The 24771-nt window shown below is 65.1% G+C and carries 25 protein-coding genes; 4 read left to right on the plus strand and 21 right to left on the minus strand.

Going from position 1 to position 24771, the window contains the following annotated elements; translation table 11 throughout:
- Positions 1 to 10: 10 nt before the first annotated feature.
- The gene (locus ACPTTF_RS10840; protein WP_423371172.1) at positions 11 to 994 is read left to right on the plus strand and encodes a DMT family transporter; all 984 of its coding nucleotides are present in this window, start codon (positions 11 to 13) and stop codon (positions 992 to 994) included.
- A 57-nt stretch (positions 995 to 1051) separates the two neighbouring features.
- Here ACPTTF_RS10840 and ACPTTF_RS10845 read toward each other — a convergent pair whose 3' ends face one another.
- Together ACPTTF_RS10845 and ACPTTF_RS10850 are read right to left on the minus strand one after the other, a co-directional pair.
- Positions 1052 to 1375 (minus strand): RnfH family protein, encoded by a 324-nt coding sequence (locus ACPTTF_RS10845; RefSeq protein ID WP_423371173.1) that lies wholly within the window; start codon positions 1373 to 1375, stop codon positions 1052 to 1054.
- A 4-nt stretch (positions 1376 to 1379) separates the two neighbouring features.
- Complete coding sequence (locus ACPTTF_RS10850; protein WP_048248602.1) at positions 1380 to 1817, minus strand: type II toxin-antitoxin system RatA family toxin; 438 nt, start codon at positions 1815 to 1817, stop codon at positions 1380 to 1382.
- Between the two features lie 98 nt (positions 1818 to 1915).
- Between ACPTTF_RS10850 and smpB the strand changes: the two genes are divergently transcribed.
- A complete protein-coding gene (gene smpB, locus ACPTTF_RS10855; RefSeq protein ID WP_014896751.1) occupies positions 1916 to 2362 on the plus strand; it encodes an SsrA-binding protein SmpB in 447 nt (148 codons plus the stop codon).
- 253 nt (positions 2363 to 2615) lie between these two features.
- Here smpB and ACPTTF_RS10860 read toward each other — a convergent pair whose 3' ends face one another.
- The 3 genes from ACPTTF_RS10860 to ppsA all read right to left on the minus strand — a co-directional run bounded on the left by ACPTTF_RS10860 (position 2616) and on the right by ppsA (position 6626).
- The gene (locus ACPTTF_RS10860) at positions 2616 to 3551 is read right to left on the minus strand and encodes an SPFH domain-containing protein (RefSeq protein WP_166959996.1); all 936 of its coding nucleotides are present in this window, start codon (positions 3549 to 3551) and stop codon (positions 2616 to 2618) included.
- Between the two features lie 33 nt (positions 3552 to 3584).
- Positions 3585 to 4019 carry an NfeD family protein gene (locus ACPTTF_RS10865; RefSeq protein WP_166959998.1) on the minus strand — a complete coding sequence of 145 codons (435 nt, stop codon included), beginning with the start codon at positions 4017 to 4019 and terminating at the stop codon, positions 3585 to 3587.
- Between the two features lie 204 nt (positions 4020 to 4223).
- Positions 4224 to 6626: a phosphoenolpyruvate synthase gene (ppsA, locus tag ACPTTF_RS10870; protein ID WP_166960000.1), complete on the minus strand. Its 2403-nt coding sequence runs from the start codon at positions 6624 to 6626 to the stop codon at positions 4224 to 4226.
- A 376-nt stretch (positions 6627 to 7002) separates the two neighbouring features.
- Here ppsA and ppsR point away from each other — a divergent pair, with 376 nt between their 5' ends.
- The gene (ppsR, locus tag ACPTTF_RS10875) at positions 7003 to 7818 is read left to right on the plus strand and encodes a posphoenolpyruvate synthetase regulatory kinase/phosphorylase PpsR (protein WP_011352445.1); all 816 of its coding nucleotides are present in this window, start codon (positions 7003 to 7005) and stop codon (positions 7816 to 7818) included.
- Positions 7819 to 7918: 100 nt separating this feature from the next.
- Here ppsR and ACPTTF_RS10880 read toward each other — a convergent pair whose 3' ends face one another.
- The 16 genes from ACPTTF_RS10880 to rpsB all read right to left on the minus strand — a co-directional run bounded on the left by ACPTTF_RS10880 (position 7919) and on the right by rpsB (position 23554).
- On the minus strand, positions 7919 to 8701 hold the full coding sequence (locus ACPTTF_RS10880) for a TrmH family RNA methyltransferase (protein WP_423371174.1): 783 nt from the start codon (positions 8699 to 8701) through the stop codon (positions 7919 to 7921).
- Entirely contained in the window at positions 8698 to 9342 is a 645-nt protein-coding gene (gene rnhB, locus ACPTTF_RS10885; RefSeq protein ID WP_166960004.1) for a ribonuclease HII, read from the minus strand. The genes ACPTTF_RS10880 and rnhB overlap by 4 nt, the downstream gene beginning before the upstream one ends.
- The gene (gene lpxB / locus ACPTTF_RS10890; RefSeq protein WP_166960006.1) at positions 9339 to 10508 is read right to left on the minus strand and encodes a lipid-A-disaccharide synthase; all 1170 of its coding nucleotides are present in this window, start codon (positions 10506 to 10508) and stop codon (positions 9339 to 9341) included. Before lpxB ends, rnhB begins: the two co-directional genes overlap by 4 nt.
- A gap of 3 nt (positions 10509 to 10511) precedes the next feature.
- Positions 10512 to 11300: an acyl-ACP--UDP-N-acetylglucosamine O-acyltransferase gene (lpxA, locus tag ACPTTF_RS10895; RefSeq protein ID WP_166960008.1), complete on the minus strand. Its 789-nt coding sequence runs from the start codon at positions 11298 to 11300 to the stop codon at positions 10512 to 10514.
- Between the two features lie 58 nt (positions 11301 to 11358).
- Positions 11359 to 11826, minus strand: a complete 468-nt coding sequence (fabZ, locus tag ACPTTF_RS10900; protein ID WP_166960010.1) for a 3-hydroxyacyl-ACP dehydratase FabZ — start codon at positions 11824 to 11826, stop codon at positions 11359 to 11361.
- A gap of 129 nt (positions 11827 to 11955) precedes the next feature.
- Entirely contained in the window at positions 11956 to 13035 is a 1080-nt protein-coding gene (gene lpxD, locus ACPTTF_RS10905) for a UDP-3-O-(3-hydroxymyristoyl)glucosamine N-acyltransferase (RefSeq protein WP_423371175.1), read from the minus strand.
- A gap of 16 nt (positions 13036 to 13051) precedes the next feature.
- Entirely contained in the window at positions 13052 to 13549 is a 498-nt protein-coding gene (locus tag ACPTTF_RS10910; protein WP_043190836.1) for an OmpH family outer membrane protein, read from the minus strand.
- Positions 13550 to 13613: 64 nt separating this feature from the next.
- The gene (gene bamA / locus ACPTTF_RS10915) at positions 13614 to 15923 is read right to left on the minus strand and encodes an outer membrane protein assembly factor BamA (protein ID WP_423371176.1); all 2310 of its coding nucleotides are present in this window, start codon (positions 15921 to 15923) and stop codon (positions 13614 to 13616) included.
- Positions 15924 to 15984: 61 nt separating this feature from the next.
- Entirely contained in the window at positions 15985 to 17370 is a 1386-nt protein-coding gene (rseP, locus tag ACPTTF_RS10920) for an RIP metalloprotease RseP (RefSeq protein ID WP_423371177.1), read from the minus strand.
- Positions 17371 to 17381: 11 nt separating this feature from the next.
- Positions 17382 to 18578: a 1-deoxy-D-xylulose-5-phosphate reductoisomerase gene (locus ACPTTF_RS10925; protein ID WP_423371178.1), complete on the minus strand. Its 1197-nt coding sequence runs from the start codon at positions 18576 to 18578 to the stop codon at positions 17382 to 17384.
- A 15-nt stretch (positions 18579 to 18593) separates the two neighbouring features.
- Positions 18594 to 19415 (minus strand): phosphatidate cytidylyltransferase, encoded by an 822-nt coding sequence (locus tag ACPTTF_RS10930; protein WP_166960018.1) that lies wholly within the window; start codon positions 19413 to 19415, stop codon positions 18594 to 18596.
- Positions 19409 to 20191: a polyprenyl diphosphate synthase gene (gene uppS / locus ACPTTF_RS10935; RefSeq protein ID WP_423371179.1), complete on the minus strand. Its 783-nt coding sequence runs from the start codon at positions 20189 to 20191 to the stop codon at positions 19409 to 19411. The genes ACPTTF_RS10930 and uppS overlap by 7 nt, the downstream gene beginning before the upstream one ends.
- Before the next feature lie 49 nt (positions 20192 to 20240).
- Positions 20241 to 20801 carry a ribosome recycling factor gene (gene frr, locus ACPTTF_RS10940; RefSeq protein WP_014896735.1) on the minus strand — a complete coding sequence of 187 codons (561 nt, stop codon included), beginning with the start codon at positions 20799 to 20801 and terminating at the stop codon, positions 20241 to 20243.
- Positions 20802 to 20892: 91 nt separating this feature from the next.
- Positions 20893 to 21606 carry a UMP kinase gene (gene pyrH, locus ACPTTF_RS10945; RefSeq protein WP_011352459.1) on the minus strand — a complete coding sequence of 238 codons (714 nt, stop codon included), beginning with the start codon at positions 21604 to 21606 and terminating at the stop codon, positions 20893 to 20895.
- Between the two features lie 163 nt (positions 21607 to 21769).
- Positions 21770 to 22651: a translation elongation factor Ts gene (tsf, locus tag ACPTTF_RS10950; RefSeq protein WP_166960022.1), complete on the minus strand. Its 882-nt coding sequence runs from the start codon at positions 22649 to 22651 to the stop codon at positions 21770 to 21772.
- A 162-nt stretch (positions 22652 to 22813) separates the two neighbouring features.
- The gene (gene rpsB, locus ACPTTF_RS10955; RefSeq protein ID WP_011352461.1) at positions 22814 to 23554 is read right to left on the minus strand and encodes a 30S ribosomal protein S2; all 741 of its coding nucleotides are present in this window, start codon (positions 23552 to 23554) and stop codon (positions 22814 to 22816) included.
- Positions 23555 to 23931: 377 nt separating this feature from the next.
- Here rpsB and map point away from each other — a divergent pair, with 377 nt between their 5' ends.
- A complete protein-coding gene (gene map / locus ACPTTF_RS10960) occupies positions 23932 to 24747 on the plus strand; it encodes a type I methionyl aminopeptidase (RefSeq protein WP_166960024.1) in 816 nt (271 codons plus the stop codon).
- Positions 24748 to 24771 lie beyond the last annotated feature (24 nt).

Here is a 24771-nt window from a genome sequence, read left to right on the forward strand (position 1 = left end):
GGAGCGGTCGATGCAGCGCGGTGTGATTTATGGTGTCCTGGCAGGCGCCCTGTGGGGCATGGTGTTTCTCGTTCCGCGGCTGCTGACCGATTTCTCGCCGCTGTTGCTGAGCGCCGGCCGCTATGCAATGTACGGCCTCGTGTCGCTCGCAGCCGCGCTGCCGGCCGCCCGCTCGCTGCTCGCGCGGCTGACCCGCGAGGATCTCGTCGCGCTGGTCAGGCTCGCCGTCGTCGGCAACGTCGCGTACTACATGCTGCTGTCCGGCGCGGTGCACCTGATCGGCATCGCACCCAGCTCCCTGATCGTCGGCGTGCTGCCCGTCACGGTGACGCTCGCGGGCCTCGGCGACCACGGCGCCGTGCCGCTGCGCCGGCTCGCCGCCCCGCTCGCGCTGGTGATCGCGGGCATCGTCTGCATCAACATCGACCTGTTCACGTCCGAGGCCGCGCATGCGACCACGCTCGGCCAGAAGCTCGCCGGCATCGCCTGCGCGGCGGGCGCGCTCGCGAGCTGGACCTGGTATGCGGTCGCGAACGCACGCTATCTGCAGCGCCATCATCATTTCGGCGGCAACGAGTGGTCGGTGCTGTGGGGTGTCGTGACGGGCCTGATCGGCGGGCTCGTCTGGATCGCGATCCTCGCGCTGCCGGCCGGCTCGGTGCAGGCCGCGGTGCCCGCGTCGCGCTGGCAGTTGTTCTGGCTCCTGAACCTCGTGCTCGCGGTCGGTGCGTCGTGGCTGGGCAACGGGCTGTGGAATGCCGCGTCGAAGCGGCTGCCGCTCACGCTGTCGGGCCAGCTGATCGTGTTCGAAACCGTATTCGCGATGCTTTATGCGTTCGTATACGACCGGCGGATGCCGCATGCGCTCGAAATCGCCGCGCTGGTGCTGTTGCTCGCGGGTGTCTACGGATCGGTGCGGCGGCACGACAACACGCCCGCCGGCGGCGGTACGCCAGGAAACGCGCCGGCAAACGCAAACGCCGCGGCCCACTGAGCGCCGCGACGTTTGGTCAGACGAATGGGAGGGGCGAAAGTCGCGGATCGATCCGCGTCAGCGCGCGTCCTTGTGCATCCATTTGCGACCCTCGATGGAGCCGCCGCGCCGCGACTTGTCGACGCGCCGCTGGCGCGCGAGCTTCGGATCGACGATCAACGGGCGGTAGATCTCGACGCGGTCGTGGTTGGCGAGCGGCGCGTCGAGCGGCGCAAGCTTGCCGTACACACCCGTCTTCGCGTTCGCGAGATCGATTTCCGGGTGTAGCGCAAGCACGCCGCTCACATCGATCGCCGAACGAACCGTCGCCCCTTCGGGCAGCGACAGCGGAATCAGCGTCTGGCGATCCGGCAGCGCGTAGCAGACTTCGATCGACAACATCGCGTCACCCCTTCCCGTAGCGCTGGTCGGCGCGCTTCACGAACGAATCGACGAACGTGTTCGCGATGTGGCTGAACACCGGCCCGATGATCTTCTCGAGCAGGATGCTCGAGAACTCGTAGTGCAGCGCGAATTCAATCTTGCACGCATCGGCACGCAGCGCCGTGAAGCGCCACGTGCCCGTGAACTTCTTGAACGGGCCGTCCGTGAACTCCATGTCGATCCGCGTCGGGCGCTCCTGCGTATTGCGCGTCGCGAAATGCTGCTTGATGCCCTTGAAGTTGATATCGATGCGCGCTTCCATCCCGCTCTCGTCCTGACGGCGAATCTCGACGCCGCCGCACCAGGGCAGGAAATTGGGGTAGTCGGCCACGTCGGTGACGAGGTCGAACATCTGTTCCGCCGAGTGACGGATCAATACGGTTTTCTGGACATCTGCCATAAATCGCGCGGCATCGCTTAAAGTGGGAACGCAAGCCGGGCGATTCCCGCCCTGCTTTGCTAAAATCGTGATTTTAAACGAGTTGGCCCGATCCTTTCATGAGCATCATCGACAACAGGAAAGCGCACTTCGATTATCACATCGAGGAACGCTACGAGGCGGGGCTCGTGCTCGAGGGCTGGGAAGTCAAGGCGCTGCGCGCCGGGCGCGGCCAGATCCGGGAAGGTTATGTCGTCGTGAAGAGCGGCGAAATCTTCCTGATCGGTACCCATATCAGCCCGCTGCCCGAAGCCTCGACGCACATCACGCCCGACCCGGTTCGCACGCGCAAGCTGCTGCTGCACCGCGAGGAAATCAAGAAACTGATCGGCAAGGTCGAGCAGCGTGGCTACACGCTCGTGCCGCTGAACTTCCACTACAAGGGCGGTCGCGTGAAGTGCGACATCGCGCTCGCGAAGGGCAAGAAGTTGCACGACAAGCGCGAAACCGAGAAGAAGCGCGACTGGGAACGCGAAAAGGCACGCATCATGCGCGCCGGCACCTGAAGCACACGACGCGCTTCGCAAACGACACGGCCCGCTCGAAGCGGGCCGTGTCGTTTTGGACTGCATGAATCGTCGATACCGATCGACGGGCGGAGCCTGCCGGCGGGATTCCACACGCAACGCCGCCTGTTTCGGCTGAAGATACACGCCGGCGGCATCCCGCAAGCGTCACCCGAACCGGCCCGGCTGCGCGACGATTCGCCGCAGGCGGACCGCAAATGGGCGGCCGCCTGCGGGATCGCATCCGTCCGGCTCAGCCCTTCCCGCCCGCAGCCGGCGACGCGTGTTTGACGATCGACATCGCCGATGCGATCGCACTGCCGAGATCCGACAGGTTCGACGGCACGATCAGCGTGTTGCCCTGCTTCGCGAGATTCGCGAACGCGCCGACGTACTGCTCGGCGACCTTCAGGTTCACCGCGTCCATCCCGCCCTGCGACTGCATCGCGTTCGCGATCTTCTGGATCGCCTGCGCGTTCGCCTCGGCCACGGCAAGAATCGCGGCGGCCTCGCCCTGCGCCTGGTTGATCGCGGCCTGCCGCTCGCCCTCGGACTTCTGGATGGCCGCTTCACGCGCACCCGACGCGAGGTTGATCTGTTCCTGCTTGCGGCCCTCGGATGCGGCGATCAACGCACGCTTCTCGCGCTCCGCGGTGATCTGCGCCTGCATCGCGTGCAGGATTTCCTTCGGCGGCGTCAGGTCCTTGATCTCGTAGCGCAGCACCTTCACGCCCCAGTTCGACGCGGCCTCGTCAAGCGCCGACACGATGCTGTGGTTGATGAAGTCGCGTTCCTCGAACGTCTTGTCGAGTTCCAGCTTGCCGATCACCGAGCGCAGCATTGTCTGCGACAACTGCGTGATCGCGAGCACGAAGTTGCTCGACCCGTACGACGCCTTCATCGGGTCCATCACCTGGAAATACAGCACGCCGTCGACCTGAAGCTGCGTGTTGTCACGTGTGATGCAGATCTGGCTAGGCACGTCGAGCGGGATTTCCTTCAGGATGTGCCGGTACGCGATGCGATCGACGAACGGCAGCACGATGTTCAGACCGGGCGACAGCGTCGCGTGATAGCGCCCGAAGCGCTCGAGCACCCATGCATGCTGCTGCGGCACGATCTTCACCGTCTTCGACACGATCACGATCGCGATGACGAGCAGGACAACCCAGATGATCAGCGAATCCATGAAGTATTCCCTCCTTGTTGTATCGGCGGACGATCAGCCCGCGAGTTTCGCCACGACCACGAGACAATTGCCGCGCACGGCACTCACCTGATACACGCGCGCATCGTCGCGCTCGCCGTTCGCAAGCTCGACATCCCAGTCGGCGCCGCGATACTGCACGCGCGCGCGGCCGTCACGCCACGCGTCGACCGTGACGGTCGAGCCGATGTCGAGATTGACGTCGGGATTCGTCGACGTGTCGCGCTTCTGCTTGCGGCCGAGCCCCGAACGCCGCAATACGATCATCGCGACGATCGCGACCGCGGCCGCCGCGCCGAACTGCACGTGCGGCGCGAAACCGGCCAGTTGCAGCAAGCCGCCCGCGAGAAAGCCGAGCGCGATCATCAGCAGGTAGAACGTGCCCGTCAGCAGTTCGGCCACGACCAGCACGCCCACCGCGACCCACCAGAACAGATGCCCCGACATCATTTTGGCCTCCAGAAAAACGCCCCTGTACTCACTATATTCGCTGCCGCGAGCGGAGGCGACCAGCACGCCCGGGCCGGCACGTTACGTACCGACAAACAAAAACACCCCGGTGTGTACCGGGGTGTTTATAACACGAACCTTGCATTTTGCCTTCAACGAAAGCGCGACTGCACCGCGCTTTCGCCGAAGCGGCATCACCGACCGTTACTTCCGGTTGGCGGCGAGCGCCTGCCACGTATCGATGATCGTGTCCGGGTTCAGCGAGATCGACACGATGCCTTCGTCGGTCAGCCATTGCGCGAAGTCCGGGTGATCGGACGGGCCCTGGCCGCAGATGCCGACGTACTTGCCCATCTTGCGGCAGGTATCGATCGCGCGCTTCAGCAGGAACTTGACGGCCGGATCGCGTTCGTCGAAGTCGGCCGCCAGCAGTTCCATGCCCGAGTCGCGGTCGAGGCCGAGCGTGAGCTGCGTGAGGTCGTTCGAGCCGATCGAGAAACCGTCGAAGTGTTCCAGGAACTCTTCGGCGAGGATCGCGTTGGTCGGGACTTCGCACATCATCACGAGGCGCAGGCCGTTTTCGCCGCGCTTCAGGCCGAACTTCTCGAGCAGGCCGACGACGCGCTCCGCCTGCTTCACGGTACGCACGAACGGCACCATGATCTCGACGTTGGTCAGGCCCATCTCGTCGCGCACGCGCTTCAGTGCACGGCACTCCATCTCGAACGCCTGCGCGAAGTCTTCAGCGATGTAGCGCGATGCGCCGCGGAAACCCAGCATCGGGTTTTCCTCGTCCGGCTCGTAACGCGAACCGCCGATCAGCTTCTTGTACTCGTTCGACTTGAAGTCGGACAGACGCACGATCACGGGCTTCGGATAGAACGCCGCCGCGATCGTCGCGACACCTTCGGTCAGCTTGTCGACGTAGAACTGGCGCGGCGATGCGTGACCGCGCGCGACGCTCTCGACGGCCTTCTTCAGGTCCTGGTCGATGTTCGGGTACTCGAGGATCGCCTTCGGGTGAACGCCGATGTTGTTGTTGATGATGAACTCGAGACGCGCAAGACCCACGCCGCCGTTCGGCAGTTGCGAGAAGTCGAACGCGAGCTGCGGGTTGCCGACGTTCATCATGATCTTGACCGGGATTTCCGGCAGTTCGCCGCGCTGCACTTCCGTGACTTCCGTCTCGAGCAGGCCGTCGTAGATCTTGCCTTCGTCGCCTTCCGCGCACGATACCGTGACGAGCGCGCCGTCCTTCAGGATGTCGGTCGCATCGCCGCAACCGACGACTGCCGGCACGCCGAGTTCACGCGCGATGATCGCCGCGTGGCAGGTCCGGCCGCCACGGTTCGTGACGATCGCGGCCGCACGCTTCATCACCGGCTCCCAGTTCGGGTCGGTCATGTCGGCCACCAGCACGTCGCCCGGCTGCACGCGTTCCATTTCCGAAGGATCCTGGATCACGCGCACGGGGCCCGCACCGATCTTCTGGCCGATCGCACGGCCCGTCGCGAGCACCTGCGACTGGCCCTTCAGCTTGAAGCGCTGCTCGGCCTTGCCGGTCGCCTGGCTCTTCACCGTTTCCGGACGCGCCTGCAGGATGAAGATCTTGCCGTCGCGGCCGTCCTTGCCCCACTCGATGTCCATCGGACGCTGGTAGTGCTTCTCGATGATGACCGCGTACTTCGCCAGCTCGATCACGTCTTCGTCGGTGATCGAGTAGCGGTTGCGCTGCTCGTGCGGCACGTCGACCGTCTTCACGCGGCCCGGCTCGCCCGGCTGCGTGAACTCCATCTTGATCAGCTTCGAGCCGATCGAGCGGCGGATGATCGGGTACTTGTCCTGTGCGAGCGTCGTCTTGAACACGTAGAACTCGTCCGGGTTCACGGCGCCCTGCACGACGGTTTCGCCCAGGCCGTAGCTCGACGTGATGAACACGGCGTCCTTGAAGCCCGATTCGGTGTCGATCGTGAACATCACGCCGGCGGCGCCGACGTCCGAGCGGACCATGCGCTGCACACCGGCCGACAGCGCGACTTCGGCGTGCGTGAAGCCCTTGTGCACGCGGTACGAGATCGCGCGGTCGTTGTACAGCGACGCGAACACGTGCTTCATGCGGTCGAGCACGTCTTCGATGCCGACGACGTTCAGGTACGACTCCTGCTGGCCGGCGAACGATGCGTCGGGCAGGTCTTCCGCGGTCGCGGACGAACGCACGGCAAACGACAGCTCGGCCGGCGAGCCGTTCTTCAGGATTTCGAACTGCTCGCGAATCTCCTGTTCGAGACGTGCCTGCATCGGCGCGTCGACGATCCACTTGCGGATTTCGGCACCGGCTTCGGCAAGCGCCTTCACGTCGTCGATGTCGAGGGACTCGAGACGCTTGGCAATACGATCAGTCAGGTCGTTGTGCGTGAGGAAATCGCGGAACGCGAGCGCGGTCGTGGCGAAACCGGTGGGTACGCGAACGCCTGCTTCGGAAAGCTGGCTGATCATCTCGCCGAGCGACGCATTCTTGCCGCCCACGATCTCCACATCGGTCATCCGCAACTGCTCGAACGGAATTACATACGCCTGGTCCTTTGCGACGTTTGCTGCGTTAGTCATACAAGCCCCTAAGTGTGAAAAAAATGCTCGATTGCGCAAGTGGGCTCGGACGCGGGCGCTTGCAAAAAGGCGCGGCGCGTCTTGCGCAACCTGTTAGATAAACAATCGCAGCGGCGAAAAATATTCCGACCCGATTTGCAAAAATCCCGGCAGAAGGGCGATATTTGCAGACAAATCGCCACACTTGCCGGGAATTTTGGAATCGAGCGGCAAAGCCTGGGGCGCCGTTCGCGCCCTGCCCCCGCAATTGCTTATCCAACAGGTTGCCGCTATTCTACCGTGCCGGCTGCCGGATGTGGCGCGACCTTGTCACTGCGTCTGGAGGCGAACCTCCAGCCGCCCGCGCAACCGCCCTTCACGCTCGACGCTCAGATTCATGCTGCCTACCGTATTCATCGTCTCCGACGGCACCGGGATCACTGCCGAAACCTTCGCGCACTCGATCCTCTCCCAGTTCGACCAGAAATTCCGTCTCGTGCGCGTGCCGTTCGTCGACTCGCTCGACAAGGCCTATGCGACCGTCGAGAAGATCAACGAGGCCGCCGTACACGACGGCCGCCGCGCGATCGTGTTCACGACGCTCGTCGACAGCGAGTCGAACGACATCGTCAAACGCTCGAACGCGCTCGTGCTCGACATGTTCCAGCGCTTCGTCGAACCGCTCGAGCAGGAGCTGGAGCTGAAATCGAGCCACGCGATGGGCCGCGGTCACCAGAACGCCGACACCGAGGAATACAAGACCCGGATCGAGGCGATCAACTTCTCACTCGCGCACGACGACGGCCAGTCGAACCGCAACCTGTCGGAAGCCGACGTGATCCTCGTCGGCGTGTCGCGCAGCGGCAAGACGCCGACGAGCCTGTATCTCGCGATGCAGTACGGCGTGAAGGCAGCAAACTATCCGCTGATTCCGGAAGATTTCGAGCGCGGCAAGCTGCCGTCGGCGCTCGCCGCGTATAGCGAGAAGCTGTTCGGGCTGTCGATCGACCCGCAACGCCTGTCGGAGATCCGCAACGAGCGCCGACCGGGCAGCAAGTATGCTGCGCCCGAGAACTGCCGTTACGAGATCAACGAGGCCGAGGCGATGATGCGTCGCGAAGGGATCAAGTGGCTGTCGTCGACGCACAAATCGATCGAGGAAATCGCGACGACGATCCTGCAAGAAATCCGTCTCGACCGGCAGTCGTACTGAGCGCCTGCGCGCTGGCGGCCGCCTGGCCGCCCGCCGGAAACAAAAAGGCCGCGTCGAACGCGGCCTTCTTTCATGGGGCGGGAAATGCGCATGCGCGGCGTCACGCACTCCGCTGCTGACGTACCTGCTCGAACAGGCACACCGCCGCCGCCGCTGCGACGTTCAGCGACTCCATCCCGCCCGGCTGGGGGATCGTCACGCGATGCGTGGCCGCGTTGCGCCAGAACGCCGACACGCCGGCGCCCTCGTTGCCGAACACCCACACAACCGGCCCCGACAGGTCGCAATCGTAGACCGCCTGCGCGCCGTGCGAGTCGGTCAGTGCAACCGGCACGTCGAGGCGTTCGGCGAGCGCGGCAGCGTCGACGTCCTCATGGATCGACAGCAGGAAATGCGCACCCATGCCCGAGCGCAGCACCTTCGACGACCATGCATACGCCGTTCCCGGCGCACAGAACACGTGGCGCACGCCGGCCGCCGCCGCGCTGCGCAGGATCGAGCCGACGTTGCCGGCATCCTGCACGCCGTCGAGCACGACCGACGTATGCGTGACGCGAGCGGGCAGCGGTTGTTCGGGCCGGTCGACGAGCAGCAGGAAACCGACGCCGTTGACGACGTTCGACAACTGCCCGAACAGTGCGTCGGGCAGCGTGACGATCCGCTGCGCGTTCACCCGTGCGACGATCGCCTGCGCTTCGGCGTGGCCGAGCGCGCCTTCGGTCGCCACGCACAGCTCCGGCGTTGCGCCCGTATCGAGGTACGCGCTCGCGAGATGGAATCCTTCGAGCAGCGCCTGGCCGCCGCGGCGCTGATGGGACGTCGAGCCCGCGAGCGCCTTCAGGCGCTTGTACAGCGGATTGTCGCGGGAAGTAATGCTTTTCATCGAATCAGGTCGAGTGCCGCACGAACCGGCGCGAACGAGCGCCGATGCGCTTCGCACGGGCCATGCTCGCGCAGTGCGGCAAGGTGTTTCGCGGTGCCGTAGCCCGCATGCACGTTGAAGCCGTACACCGGGAAACGCGCGTGCAGGTCGACGAGCATGCGATCGCGCGTGACCTTCGCGAGGATCGACGCGGCCGAGATGCTCGGCACCAGCGCGTCGCCGCTGACGATCGCCTCGGCACGCACCGCCAGCGTCGGGCAGCGGTTGCCGTCGATCTGCGCGAGCGTCGGCAGGACCGACAGGCCCTCGACGGCCCGCTTCATCGCGAGCATCGTCGCGTGCAGGATGTTCAGCGTATCGATTTCGTCGACGCTCGCCGATGCGACGCAGTACGCGCGCGAACGTGCAACGATCAGGTCGTACAGCGCGTCACGCTTCTTCGCGGACAGCGCCTTCGAATCGTCGAGCCCGTCGATCGGCTGCGCCGGATCGAGGATCACCGCGGCGGCCACCACCGGCCCCGCGAGCGGGCCGCGGCCCGCTTCGTCGACACCGCAGACGATCTCGTCAGGGCGGCTGAAGTCGAAGCCGCCCTGCTCGTCGCTCGACGCGCGGCGGCGTGATGCACGTACTGCGGTCATGCGCGCCCCTTGCGATGTTCGAGCACGCGCACGACCGCTTCGGCGGCCTTCGCGGCCGTGTTCTGCCGCAGCGAAAGATGCATTTCGGTAAATACTTCGGTGAGCGTGCGGCGGTTCGCGTCGTCGCGCAGCTGCGTGAGCGTCGCATCGGCGAGCGCCTCGGGCGTCGCGAAATGCTGCAGCAGCTCGGGCACGACGAAACGCCCCGCCAGGATATTCGGCAAGCCGACGTACGGCAGGTAACCCTGCCGGCGCATGATCTGCCCGGTCAGCCAGGGCACCTTGTACGAGATCACCATCGGCTTCTTCAGCAGCGCGGCTTCCAGCGTGACCGTACCGCTCTTCACGAGGATCGCGTCGGCCGCCGTCATCGCGACCTGCGAGCGGCCGTCGGTGAGCGTCAGCGCGAGCTGCGGATGCGCATCGACGAGCGGCTGCAGCAGCGCGCGCAGCGCGGGCGTCGCCGCCGGCATCACGAACCGCACACCGGGCTCGCGCTGCTGCATCAGCGCCATCGCCGCAAAGAACGTCGGGCCGATCAGCGCGATTTCCGAGCGCCGGCTGCCCGGGAGCACCGCGATCACCGGGCCGTCGGCCGGCAATCCGAGCGCGATGCGCGCACCGTGCGTATCGGGTTCGAGCGGGATCTCGTCGGCCAGCGGATGGCCGACATAGGTCGACGCGATGCCTGCCTTGTCGAGAATCGCCGGTTCGAACGGGAACAGGCACAGCATGTGATCGACGGATTTCGCGATCTTCTTGATCCGGCCGCCGCGCCATGCCCAGATCGACGGGCACACGAAGTGGATCGACGGGATACCTGCGTCGCGGGCCGCTTGTTCGACGTTGAAGTTGAAGTCGGGCGCGTCGATGCCGATGAACGCGTCCGGCCGCTCGGCGAGCAACTGGCGTTTGAGCTCACCACGAATCCGCAGGATCTCGGGGATCTGGCCCAGCGCCTCGACATAACCGCGCACGGTCAGCTTGTCCATCTGCCAGTGCGAGTCGAAGCCCTGCGCGATCATCCGCTGCCCGCCGATCCCGTAGAACTGGGCCGATTCGGGCAGCCGCTCGCGCAGCCCGCCGAGCAGCGATGCCCCGAGCAGGTCGCCCGACGGTTCGCCGGCCGCCATCGCAAGCCGGAGCTGTGTGGTCGGAAGCGGCATCGCTTAGCGGATGATGCCGCGTTGCGACGCGTCGATGAATTCGACGAACGCCTTGACCGCCGCGTCGCCGTCGCCGCCCGCTTCCGCGAGCTCGCGCAGCTGCACCTTCGCTTCCTCGAACGACAGACCGTTCTTGTACAGCAGGCGGTAAGCGCTGCGCAGCGCGGAGATCGCGTCGGGCGAGAAACCGCGCCGGCGCAACCCTTCGACGTTGATCCCGTGAGGCTCTGCCTTGTTGCCCGCCGCGATCACGAACGGCGGAATGTCCTGCACGAGCGCCGAAGCACCACCGAGCATCGAGTGCGCGCCGATGCGCACGAACTGGTGGACGCCCGACATCCCCCCGACGATCGCCCAGTCGCCGATCTCGACGTGGCCGGCCATCTGTGCGTTGCTCGACAGGATCACGTGGCTGCCGACGGTGCAGTCATGGCCGATGTGCACATAGGCCATGATCCAGTTGTCGTCGCCGAGCGTCGTCACGCCGACGTCCTGCACGGTGCCCGTGTGGATCGTCGTGAATTCGCGGATCGTGTTGCGGTTGCCGATCACGAGCTTCGTCGGCTCGTCCTTGTACTTCATGTCCTGCGGACGACCGCCGACCGACGCGTAATGGCCGATGCGGTTGTCCTCGCCGAGCGTCGTATGGCCTTCGATCACGCTGTGCGAACCGATCGTCGTGCGCGCGCCGATCGTGACATGCGGACCGACGATCGCGTACGGGCCGATCTCGACCGATTCGTCGATCTGCGCGCCCGGTTCGACAATCGCGGTGGGATGAATCCTGGTCATGCGCCGTTGCCTCTCGATGTGATGTGTCGCGTTGCGTTGCCTGTGCGTGCCGCGTCGCTCAGGGCGCCGCGTCGGTCGTCTTGACCGTGCACATCAGTTCGGCTTCCGCCGCCACCTTGCCGTCCACTTCCGCCACCGCCTTGAACTTCCAGATGCCGCGGATGTAGCGTTCGAACGTCACGTTCAGAATCAGCTGGTCGCCCGGCTCGACCGGACGCTTGAAGCGCGCGCCGTCGATCCCGACGAAGTAGTACAGCGTGTTCTCCGGATCCTTCGGCTGCTCTTCCGAGAAGGTCAGCAGCGCCGCGGCCTGCGCGAGTGCCTCGAGGATCAGCACGCCCGGCATCACCGGCCGCTTCGGGAAATGCCCCTGGAAGAACGGCTCGTTGATCGACACGTTCTTCAGCGCTTTGATTCCCTTGTGCGGCTCGAGTTCGAGCACGCGATCGACGAGCAGAATCGGGTAGCGATGCGGCAGCAGCGTGAGGATCTTGTGGATGTCGAGATTGATTTTTTCAGTGCTCATGATGGTTCGTCTCACGCAGAGGCTGCGCGGTGGTGATGCAAAGGCTGAAGCGGGCCGCCGTGCGGCCCTGTCTGGCAAACCGGGCCGGTTGCGCTGGCCGTGCCCGGTTCGAGATCTCGCATGATGCGCTCAGGCGTGCGTGCCGCCCTGGGCGGCGAGCGCGGCTTCGAGCGCCTTGATGCGCTCGCGCAGCTTGTCGAGGTTGCGCACGAGCGCGGCGCTCTTGTTCCATTCGCCGTGGTCGACGGCCGGGAACGCGCTGGTATAGATGCCGGCCTTCGGCAGCGACTTCGACACGCCCGAATTCGCGGTGATGATGACATAGTCGCCGAGCGTCACGTGGCCGGCGATCCCGGCCGCGCCGCCGATCATGCAGTGGCGGCCGATCGTCGTGCTGCCCGCGATGCCCGCCTTGCCGGCGATCACCGTGTAGGCGCCGATCCGGCAGTTGTGGGCGATCTGCACCTGGTTGTCGATCTTCACGCATTCGTCGATGACGGTATCCGCCATCGCACCGCGGTCGATCGTCGTGTTCGCGCCGATCTCGACGTCCGGGCCGATCGATACGCCGCCGACCTGCGGGATCTTGACCCAGCTGCCGGTACGCGCGTCGCCGTCACCGACGAAATCCGGTGCGAAGCCGAAGCCGTCGGAGCCGATCACGGCGCCCGCATGGATGATCGCGCGCGGGCCGACCTTGCAGCCGTGGTACACCGACGCGTTCGGATACAGGTGCGAGCCCGCGCCGATCGTCGTGCCGCGGCCGATGAATACGTTCGCGTCGAGCTGCACGCCGTCTTCGATCACCGCACCGGCCTCGACCGTCACGTGCGGGCCGATCACCGCGCTCGCGGCGACCTGTGCGGCCGGATCGATCGTCGCGCTCGGATGCACGCCGGCGGCACGCTGCGGCGTGGCCAGATCGATGAACATCTGCGCAACGCGTGCGAAGTACGCGTACGGATTCGGCGTGACAATGAAATTGCGACCAGTAGCGGCCGCGCCCAGCTTTTCCAGATCCTTCGGCGCGATCAGCACCGCGCCGGCGCGGGTCGACTCGACCTGCGACAGGTACTTCGGATTCGCGAGGAACGCGAGTTGCTGCGGGCCAGCCTGGTCGAGCGGTGCGAGCCCGCTCACCTTGCACTGTGCGTCGCCGGCGATCTCGCCGCCGAACCGCTTTACGAGTTCCTCAAGCGTCAATGCCATTCGTCGTCTGCTCCGTTCAGTTCGTCGAGCCGGACGCGAGCGCCTTGAGCACCTTGTCGGTGATGTCGATGCGCGGGCTGACGTACACGGCTTCCTGCACGATCAGGTCGTAATTCTGCTGCTCGGCGATCTGCTTGATGACCTTGTTCGCCCTCTCGAGCACGGCCGCCAGCTCCTCGTTGCGGCGCTGGTTCAGGTCCTCGCGGAACTCGCGCTGCTTGCGCTGGAAGTCGGTATCGAGCTGGGCGAGATCGCGCTGCTTCTGCGCGCGGTCGGCCGCCGACAGCGACGCGCCGTTCTTGTCCAGCGAATCGGACATCGATTTCAGGCGCGCCGCCAGATCCTGCAGATCCTTGTCACGCTTCGCGAACTCGGCTTCGAGCTTCGTCTGCGCCGCCTTCGCGGGCGCCGACTCGCGCAGGATCCGATCCGAATTGACCGCCGCGATGCGGGCGACGTCCTGTGCGTGTACCGTCGCAGCGCCCAAGGCCAGCGCAACGGTCAGCGCGCACATCACTCGTTTCGAAAACTTACCGGTTAGCAAAATTACCCTCTCGTTGCTGTTGTCATGCGTTCGGTCAGAACGCCGTCCCGATCTGGAACTGGAATTTCTGGTACTGATCGCCTTCGTGCTTCTGCAGCGGGAAGCCGAGGCTCAGCTTGAGCGGGCCGATCGGCGAGATCCACGCGAGACCCACGCCGTAGCCGTAACGCAGGCCGTTGGCGCCCGTACTCGTGCCGCCCGGCGCGTTGCCCCACACGTTACCGCCGTCGAGGAACGTGAACACGCGCAGCGTGCGGTCGTAACCCGTGCCCGGCAGCGGGAACGTCAGTTCGATGTTGCCGACGACCATCTTCGAACCGCCGATCGGGTCGTTCGTCTTCGTGTCGCGCGGGCCCAGCGAGCTCGGCTCGTAGCCACGCACGGAGCCGATACCGCCCGCGTAGTAGTTCTTGAAGATCGGGTACGGGTTGCCGATACCGTTACCGTAGCCGCCCTGCAGGTTCATGCCCAGGATGAAGCCGCGCGAGAACGAATAGTAGTACTGCGCCTGCAGGTCGGCCTTGTAGTACTGGATCTTGCCGACCGGCACGCCGTACTCCATGTTCGCCTGCGTGAAGTAGCCGCGGCTCGGAATCAGCGCGCTGTCACGCGCGTCACGCGACCACGCGACCGTCAGCGGCACCGTGTTCGACACGCGGCCGAACTGGTTCACGTAATCCTGGTAGCTCTGCGGCGTGTTCGAATCGACGTCGAGACGGTTCTGCTCGAAGCCCGCGCCGAAGTAGACGGTGTCGACTTCCGAGAACGGGATGCCGAACTTCAGGTTGCCGCCCGCGCTGATGATCCGGAAGCTCGAGCTCGTCGAATAGTAGAGCGGCTGGTACGTGCGGTAGTAGACGTCCGTGATCCGCTTGATGCCGTCGACCGTGAAGTACGGGTCGACCTGCGTGACGGTCAGCGTGCGGTAGCTCTTCGCGGTGTTGACGTTCACCGACAGGCTGGTACCCGAACCGAACACGTTGTCCTGCGACACGCCAGCCGACAGCACGACCTTGTCCGTCGACGAGAAGCCGGCACCCAGCGTGATCGCGCCGGTCGGCTTTTCGTCGACCTTCACGTTCACGTCGACCTGGTCGTTCGTGCCGTCGACCGGCACCGTCGTCACGTCGACGTTGGTGAAGTAGCCGAGACGGTTCACGCGATCCTTCGACAGCGCGAGGCGGTTCGAATCGAACCACGAGCTTTCGAGCTGGCGCATTTCGCGGCGCACCACTTCGTCGCGCGTGCGCGTGTTGCCGACGACGTTGATGCGGCGCACGTACACGCGGCGGCTCGGATCGACGACGAGGTTCAGGTTCACCTTGTGGTTCGCCTGGTCGATGTCCGGCTGGGCGTTGACGGTCGCGAATGCGTAGCCGTATTCACCGAGCTTGTCGACGATCGACTTGGTGGTCTGCTGCAGCTTTTCGGCCGAGAAGCGGTCGCCCGGCTTGATCTTGATCAGCTTGTTGAGTTCGGCCTCGCGATCGAGCAGGTTGCCCGACAGCTTGATGCCCGAGATCGTGTACGGCTCGCCTTCGTGCAGCGTGACCGTCAGGTACATGTCCTTCTTGTCGGGCGAGATCGACACCTGGGTCGAATCGATGTTGAACTCGAGATAACCGCGGTTCAGGTAGTACGAGCGCACGGCCTCGAGGTCGCCCGTCAGCTTTTCCTTCGAGTACAGGTCGTTCTTCGTGTACCACGAGAACCAGTTCGGCGTCGACAGCTGCATCTCGTCGCGCAGCGTGCTGGTCTTGAACGCCTTGTTGCCGATGAAGTTGATCTGGCGGATCTTCGCGCTCGGGCCTTCGGCCACCGCGAACAGGATCGACACGCGGTTCGCGTCGACCGGCGTGACCGTCGTCTTGACCTCGGCCGCGTAGAAGCCGCGCGTGAGGTACTGGCGCTTGAGCTCCTGCTCCGCCTTGTCGACAAGCGCCTTGTCGTAATAGCGGCCGTCGGCAAGGCCGACCGCGCGCAGCGCCTTCGTCAGGTTGTCCTTGTCGAATTCCTTCGTGCCGGTGAAGTCGATCGACGCGATGGCCGGACGCTCCTGCACCTGCACGATGACGACGTTGCCCTGCGTGGCGATGCGTACGTCGTTGAAAAAGCCCGTCGCGTACAGCGCGCGGATTGCTTCGGATGCCTTGTCGTCCGTGAAGGTATCGCCCTGCTTGATCGGCAGGTAGGCGAACACCGAACCCGCTTCGACGCGCTGCAGCCCCTCGATCTTGATGTCTTGCACCACGAACGGTGCCGCTGCATGCGCCGCGAGGCCGTGCGCGGCGAGCGCGGCCGCTGCAACTGTCTTAGGTACAAAGCGATGAGGTTTGAACAACATGCATCCCCAATATTTAGCTGCATCAAATCAGGCGGCTGCCCAGCGGCCGCCGCCTGACGCTTCAGAAATGGATTAACCGAGCCAGATCGTTGAACAGCGCGATCGCCGACAACGCGACGATGCAGATCAACCCGGCTCTTTGCAGAATCAGCTGCCAGCGCTCCGAGACGGCTTTCCCGGTCGCGGCTTCAACCGCATAATATAACAGATGCCCCCCGTCCAAAACGGGAATCGGCAACAAGTTCAGGACGCCAAGGCTAATGCTGACAAGGGCGAGGAACGACAGGAACGCGGACGGACCGAGTCGCGCGCTCTTGCCCGCGTAGTCGGCAATCGTCACGGGGCCGGACAGGTTCTTCAGCGACGCGTTGCCCGTGATCATGCGCCCGAACATCCGCAGCGAATACACGGAGATGTCCCACGTGCGGTGCGCGCCGAGCCGCAGGCTCTCGATCGGCCCGTAACGCACGTCGACGGACGGCGCATGCATCGACAGCGCCGCGCCGATCCGGCCGACCTGCTGCCCCGATTCATCGTCGCGCTGCATCTGCGGCACGATCGACACCGTCTGCGCGGCGCCGTCGCGCTCGATCTGCAGGTCGAGCGGCTTGCCCGCATGGTGTTTCACGAAATCGATGAAGCGCGACGCACCGCCGATCGGCTTGCCGTCGAGCGCGACCAGCTTGTCGCCGGACTTCAGGCCCGCCTGCTCCGCTGCGCTGCCGGGCTGCACCGATGCGACCGACAGCGTGCCGCCACCGGTCTCGAAGCCCAGATGGGCCATGAAATCGTCGTCGAGCTGGGTTTCGGGAACGTTGCGGAGGTCGACGCGGAAATCGAACGTCGTGTTGCCGTCGCGTGCGCCGAGCACGATCTCGCTGTGATCGAACGCGGCCGCCAGCAGCTTCCAGCGCAGGTCCGACCACGATCGTACCGGCTCGGACTCGCCGCCCTGCGCGTCGCCGGTGCGCACGTTGCGGATCGACACGATCGTCTCGCCGCCGTCGAAGCCCGCGCGCGCCGCCGCCGTGCCGGCGGCCGGCGGCGCGACGATCGCGGCCGGCTCGGTCACGCCGGTGGCAAATACGACGGAAAACAGCACGATTGCCAACAGGAAGTTCGCAATCGGCCCGGCCGCGACGATCGCAATGCGCTTGTAGACCGACTGTCGATTGAACGCCTGGCCAAGCTCCTCGGGCGGAATGCCGGGGCCGGAATCGCGCTCGTCGAGCATCTTCACGTAGCCGCCGAGCGGCAGCACGGACAGCGTCCACTCGGTGCCCGTCCTGCGGCTGACCCAGCGCGCGATGGGCTGGCCGAAGCCGATCGAGAAACGCAGCACCTTCACGCCGCACCAGCGCGCGACGCGATAATGTCCGTACTCATGCACGACGACCAGCACCCCGATCGCCACCGCAAACGCGATCAGTTCGACCAGCACGTTCATGAGCACCCCATTCAGACAGTACGCTCCACGCGAGGCGCAGGCGCTTTGGCAATGATTTCGGCGGCGAGGCGGCGTGCCTCGGCATCCGCCGCCAGGACGTCTTCGAGCCCGTTGGGCGCGCGGTTCGGCAGCGTGCTGAGCACGGTGTCGACCGTCGCCGCAATCGCCATGAAGCCGATGCGGCGCTCGAGAAACGCTTCGACCGCCACTTCGTTCGCCGCGTTCAATGCGGCGCTCGCGATGCCGCCTTCCTCCAGCGCCTTCAGCGCGAGCGCGAGGCACGGGAAGCGCGCGTAATCGGGCTGCTCGAACGACAGCTGGGCGATCTGCGCGAGGTCGAGCTGATCGACGCCCGCGTCGACGCGCTCGGGGAACGCGAGCGCGTGCGCGATCGGCGTGCGCATGTCGGGGTTGCCGAGCTGTGCGAGCACCGAGCCGTCGCGATACGACACGAGCGAATGGATCACGCTCTGCGGATGAATCAGCACGTCGATCCGGTCGCCCGGCAGCCCGAAGATCCAGTGCGCCTCGATCACCTCGAGGCCCTTGTTCATCATCGTCGCGGAATCGACCGAGATCTTGCGGCCCATCACCCAGTTCGGGTGCTTGCACGCCTCGTCCGGCGTCACGTCGACGAGCGTGGCCGGCTCGCGCGTGCGGAACGGGCCGCCCGACGCGGTCAGGATGATCTTCGAGATCCCGCCGTGCTCGGCCGCATCGCGCGGCATACACTGGAAGATCGCGTTGTGTTCGCTGTCGACCGGCAGCAGGATCGCGCCATGGTCGCGCACGGCATCCATGAAGATCGCGCCCGACATCACCAGCGCTTCCTTGTTCGCGAGCAGGATGCGCTTGCCTGCGCGCGCAGCGGCGAGGCTCGGCGCGAGGCCCGCCGCGCCGACGATCGCCGCGACCACCGTGTCGCAACCGTCGCTCTTCGACACGTCGACGAGCGCCTGCGGCCCGTGCAGCACGGTCGTCTTGCTGCCCGCCGCGCGCAGTTTCGCGTCGACGTGCGCGGCGGTCGCGGCGTCGCCGACCACCGCCACTTCAGGCGCGAAGCGCAGGCATTGCTCGACCAGCTTGTCGCCGTTGCGGTGCGCGGTCAGCGCGTAGACCGAGAAGCGCTCGGGATGGCGCGCGACCACGTCGAGCGTGCTGTCTCCGATCGAGCCCGTGGAACCGAGCAATGTCAGACGTTTTTGCATAACAGAAATAGTGGTTTAACCAAGCAGCAGCATCGCGAGCGGCAGCACCGGAAGCAACGCGTCGACACGGTCGAGCACGCCGCCATGGCCAGGCAGCAGTCCGCTCGAATCCTTCACGCCCGCCTGCCGCTTCAACAGCGACTCGAACAGGTCGCCGATCACGCTGTACGCGACCAGCAGCGTCAGTGCGGCCCATGCGCCGGGCATCCCGTAGCGCACGGCGAACGCGGAAAACAGGGTCGGCTCGAACGCATGCGCGGCCATCGCGACACCGGCGACGACCATCACGGCGAGCCAGCCACCGATCGCGCCTTCCCAGCTCTTGCCGGGGCTGATCGTGATGGCCAGTTTACGCTTTCCGAAAGCCTTGCCCGCGAAGTATGCGCCGATATCGGCCAGCCAGACGACCAGAAGCAGCGACAGCACGAACGGCACACCCCGCGCGCGCGCCGCGACGAGCGCGTGCCAGCAGGCTGCAAAGACCACGAGGCCGGCCGCCAGCAGGAACGGCCGCCATACGCCGCCCGCGAGTTCAGGCTTGCGCCGCAGCGCGAACGGGCCGACCAGCAGCCAGAACACGCCGGCTGCCATGAAAAGGGGACGGGACGAAGCGGCATCGACGCCGAGCGGCGCCGTTGCCGCGAGCGCAAGCGCCGCGACGACTGCATAAATGACCGGACCGAAGCCGCCGAGCTTGAGCAGGCGCGCCCATTCCCACGCGGCGAACACGAGCACGACGCCGATCAGCGCGCCGAACGCGTTGAGCGGCGCGAACAGCGTCACCGGCAGCAATACCGCCAGCATCACGATCGCCGTGATCACACGGGTTTTCAGCATGAAAAGGAGTCGGCGTTCTGCGATTGCGGTTCGAGCTGTGCGCTCGTGCGGCCGAAACGGCGCTCGCGCTCCGTATACGACGCCATGGCGTCGGCCAGTGCCGCGCCATCGAAATCCGGCCAGTATTTGTCGGTGAAATAGAACTCGGCGTACGCGAGTTGCCACAGCAGGAAGTTGCTGACGCGCTGCTCGCCACCGGTACGGATGAAAAGATCGGGCTCCGGCGCATAGGCCATCGCCAGGTGCGGCGCGAACGCGTCCTCGGTCACTTCGACCTCGCGCCCCTCGCGCACGGCCTGCTCGACGAGCTTCTTCGTCGCCTGCAGGATGTCCCACCGGCCGCCGTAGTTGGCCGCGATGGTAAGCGTAAGACGGGTATTGCGCGCCGTCTTGGTTTCGGCGCGGCGAATCAGTTCGCGGATGCGCGGCTCGAAGCGGTCGAGATCGCCGACGACACGCAGGCGGATCCCGTTCGCATGGAGCTTGCCGACCTCGCGCTCGAGCGCGGTGATGAAGAGCCGCATCAGGAACGACACTTCGTCGTTCGGCCGGCGCCAGTTCTCCGAACTGAACGCGAACAGCGTCAGGTATTCGACGCCGGCACGCGCGCAGCCTTCGACCACCGCCCGGACGGCATCGACGCCGCGGGTATGCCCCGCGACGCGCGGCAAGCGGCGTTCGGTCGCCCAACGGCCGTTGCCGTCCATGATGATCGCGATGTGACGCGGCACGACGCCGACGTCAGGCACGCGAACGGTAGAGCTGGTATAGGTCATGGCCGTTGAGACAGTAATGCGGGAAGAAGGCGGCGCGCGAGGACGGTCGTCAGACCGTCATGATCTCGGCTTCCTTGCTCTGCACGAGCTTGTCGATTTCGGCAACGTGCTTGTCGGTCAGCTTCTGCACGTCGTCGCTCGCACGGCGCTCGTCGTCTTCCGAGATTTCCTTGTCCTTCACGAGCTTCTTGAGCGCTTCGTTCGCGTCGCGGCGCAGGTTGCGGATCGCGACCTTGGCCGTTTCGCCTTCGCTCTTGACGACCTTGGTCAGCTCGCGGCGGCGCTCTTCCGTCAGCGCGGGCATCGGCACGCGGATCAGGTCGCCGGACGTTGCCGGATTCAGGCCGAGATCGGCTTCACGAATGGCCTTCTCGACCTTCGCGACCATCGGCTTTTCCCACGGCTGCACACCGATCGTGCGCGCGTCGACGAGCGTCATGTTGGCAACCTGCGAGATCGGCACCATCGACCCGTAGTAGTCGACCTGCACGTGATCGAGCATGCCGGTGTGCGCACGGCCCGTACGGATCTTCGCCAGATCGCTCTTGAATGCATCGATCGAGCGCAGCATCTTCTGCTCGACGCCCTTCTTGGTATCAGCGACACTCATTTCAACCTCCGAACCTTCAAACCTTCAAAAAACGCGGGCACTGCCCGGCGCGCCACGCACGCCAGGGCCGACGACCCGCATCCGCGGGAGTTTACACGTGGACGAGCGTACCTTCGTCCTCGCCCAGCACGATGCGCTTGAGCGCGCCCGGCTTGTTGATCGAAAAAACACGAATCGGCAGCTTCTGGTCGCGGCACAGCGCAAAGGCCGTCGCGTCCATCACCTGCAGGTTGCGGCTGATCGCCTCGTCGAACGTGATCGTCGTGTAGCGCGTGGCCGACGGATCCTTCTTCGGATCGGCAGAATATACGCCATCGACCTTGGTCGCCTTCAGCACGACTTCCGCGCCCACTTCCGAACCGCGCAGTGCGGCAGCCGTGTCCGTCGTGAAGAACGGGTTGCCCGTACCGGCCGCGAAGATCACGACGCGGCCTTCCTCGAGCTGACGGATCGCGCGGGGCCGGATATACGGCTCGACGACCTGGTCCATCCGCAGCGCGGACTGCACGCGTGCCTCGATGCCGGCGTGGCGCATCGCGTCCTGCAGCGCCAGCGCGTTCATCATCGTCGCGAGCATCCCCATGTAGTCGGCCGTCGCGCGGTCCATGCCGGCCGCGCCACCCGCGACACCGCGGAAAATATTACCGCCACCGATCACGACCGCGAGCTGCGTACCGAGACGCACGACTTCGGCGATATCGGCCACCATCCGTTCGATCGTCGCGCGATTGATGCCGAAGGCATCGTCGCCCATCAGCGCTTCGCCGGAGAGTTTGAGAAGGACGCGTTTATAGGCATTGGACATAGGGGCTTCCGAGCGACGAGAGGATGACAACCACGAACTGTAGGGGCGAAATACTGATTCGGGCAAGCGCCGGCGGTCGGACCGGGTTTCCCGGCCGGCCGGCGGCGGCGCCGACCGCGGCGGAACGGACGCCCGCCGCGGATACTGCCTGACTGCTTACGGCTTACTGCTGCTTTGCTGCTGCGACTTGCGCGGCCACTTCGGCGGCGAAGTCGTCCTGGCGCTTCTCGATGCCTTCGCCGACGACGAACAGCGCGAACTTCTGCACTGCCGCATTCGCTGCCTTCAGCATCTGTTCGATCGTCTGCTTGTCGTTCTTCACGAACGTCTGGTTCAGCAGCGACACTTCCTTCAGGTACTTCTGGACGCTACCGTCGACCATCTTCGCGACGATTTCAGCCGGCTTGCCCGATTCCGCGGCCTTCTGCTCGGCCACGCGGCGTTCCGTTTCGATCAGTTCCGCCGGCACGTCGGCCGACGACAGCGCGACCGGCTTCATTGCCGCGATGTGCATCGCGACGTCCTTGCCGACCTGCTCTTCCGCGCCCGTGTACTCGACGATCACGCCGATACGCGCGCCGTGCAGGTACGTTGCGATCTTGTTCGCGGTTTCGAAGCGGACGAAACGGCGGATCGACACGTTCTCGCCGATCTTGCCGACCAGTGCCAGACGCACTGCGTCGACCGTCGAGCCGTCGAGCGGCAGCGCCGACAGCGCAGCCACGTCGGCCGGGTTTTGCGTCGCGACGAGTTCTGCAACCGTCTTCGAGAACGCGAGGAAGTCGTCGTTCTTCGCGACGAAGTCGGTTTCGCAGTTCAGCTCGACCAGCGCGCCTGCGTTGCCGCCGACGAACGATGCGACGACGCCTTCGGCCGTCACGCGCGATGCCGCCTTGCTCGCCTTGTTGCCGAGCTTGACGCGCAGCAGCTCTTCAGCCTTGGCCAGATCGCCGTCGGCTTCCGTCAGCGCCTTCTTGCACTCCATCATCGGTGCGTCGGTCTTTGCGCGCAGTTCTGCCACCATGCTTGCGGTAATTGCCGCCATCATTCGCTCCTTGAGTCTGTATTCACAACGCCGCCCGCTTGGACGCGAACGGCCGAGATTCGTTTCCGGACCCGCGCCGATTCGGCGCGATCAGGTCCGGCGCACAAGCTTAAAAAAAGGGGGCCTGTTGAGAGCCCCCTTTTTGCGCCGGCTCGGGGCCAGTTACGCGTTTTCCTCGACGTACTCGTCGTCGCCGCGTGCGGCCTGGACCACTTCGTTGACCGCGTTCGCACGGCCTTCGAGGATCGCGTCGGCCACGCCTTCAGCGTACAGCGCGACTGCCTTGCTCGAGTCGTCGTTACCCGGGATCACGTAATCCACACCTTCCGGCGAGTGGTTCGTATCGACCACGGCGATGACCGGCACGCCCAGCTTGTTCGCTTCGGTGACGGCGATCTTGTGGTAGCCGACGTCGACGACGAAGATTGCGTCCGGAATGCCGCCCATGTCCTTCACGCCGCCGATCGACTTCTGCAGCTTGGCGATTTCGCGTTCGAACAGCAGCGCTTCCTTCTTGCTCATCTTCTCGGTTTCGCCCGATTCGACAGCTGCTTCCATGTCCTTCAGGCGCTTGATCGACACCTTCAGCGTCTTGAAGTTGGTCATCATGCCGCCGAGCCAGCGTGCGTTGACGTACGGCATGCCTGCGCGCTGCGCTTCCTGGGCGATCGTGTCACGCGATTGACGCTTCGTGCCGACGAACAGGATCGTGCCGCGGTTCGCTGCCAGCTGGCGCACGTACTTCTGTGCGTCCGTGAACATCGGCAGCGTCTTTTCGAGGTTGATGATGTGAATCTTGTTGCGGTGACCGAAAATGAACGGAGCCATCTTCGGGTTCCAGAAGCGCGTCTGGTGACCGAAGTGGACACCCGCTTCCAGCATTTGGCGCATCGTAACTGCCATGTAAATTCTCCACGAGGGTTGGGTCTTAAGCCGGCTGCCGTACCGCCGCGCGGATCTGCCCGAAAGGCACCGATTCCGCGCGGCCGGCACCCTGGTTGCGCCGGCTTGCGATTCGACACGTGCAAAACGCCCGTGCCGTAAGCCTTTCACCGCGATGCCGCCCCAGAATGGGACAAACTCGGCATTTGGATGTCGACTTAGCCAAAGAGTATAGCACGCCGATTTGTCCGCTCTCAAGTCGCTCACCACTTTCGCTTGCCGCGCGGCAGCCCGCCGGACAATCCGCGAAAACCCGCACCCGCACCGCCGGCAGGGGCTGCGACGCCTGCCAGAAGGTGCGATAATCCGTCAATTCACCGCATTCCAGGCATACCTCGATGACTATTACGCTCAAAAACGAACACGATATCGCCGAGATGCGCGTCGCCTGCCGTCTCGCGAGCGAAGTGCTCGACTTCATCACGCCGCACGTCGTCGCGGGCGTCACGACCGCCGAACTCGACCGCCTCTGTCACGAGTTCATGCTCAACGAACAGGGCACGATCCCCGCGCCGCTGAACTACCAGCCGCCCGGCTATCCGCCGTACCCCAAGGCCACCTGCATTTCGGTCAACGACGTGATCTGCCACGGCATTCCCGGCGAGAAGGTGATCAAGAACGGCGATGCGCTGAACATCGACATCACCGTGATCAAGAACGGCTATTTCGGCGACACCAGCCGGATGTTCATCGTCGGCGACGGTTCGATCCTCGCGAAGCGCCTCGTGCAGACCACCTACGAGTGCATGTGGCTCGGCATCGACCAGGTCAAGCCCGGCGCGCACCTCGGCGACATCGGCTACGCGATCCAGAAGCACGCGGAAGCACAGGGCTACAGCGTCGTGCGCGAATACTGCGGCCACGGCATCGGTACGGTGTTCCACGAGGATCCGCAGGTCGTCCACTACGGCCGTCCGGGCACCGGCATCGAACTGAAGGCCGGGATGATCTTCACGATCGAGCCGATGATCAACGCCGGCAAGCGCGACATCCGCACGATGCCCGACCAGTGGACGGTCAAGACGCGCGACCGCAGCCTGTCGGCGCAGTGGGAGCACACGGTGCTCGTCACCGAAACCGGCTACGACGTGCTGACCGTGTCGGCCGGCACGCCGGCGCGCCCAGTATTCGCGCAACCGGCCGCAGCAGTCTGAGCGCCGTCGCGCCAGCCCGCCCCG

Origin of the sequence: Burkholderia crassaminum (assembly GCF_964265005.1) — a bacterium.
Taxonomy (GTDB): domain Bacteria; phylum Pseudomonadota; class Gammaproteobacteria; order Burkholderiales; family Burkholderiaceae; genus Burkholderia.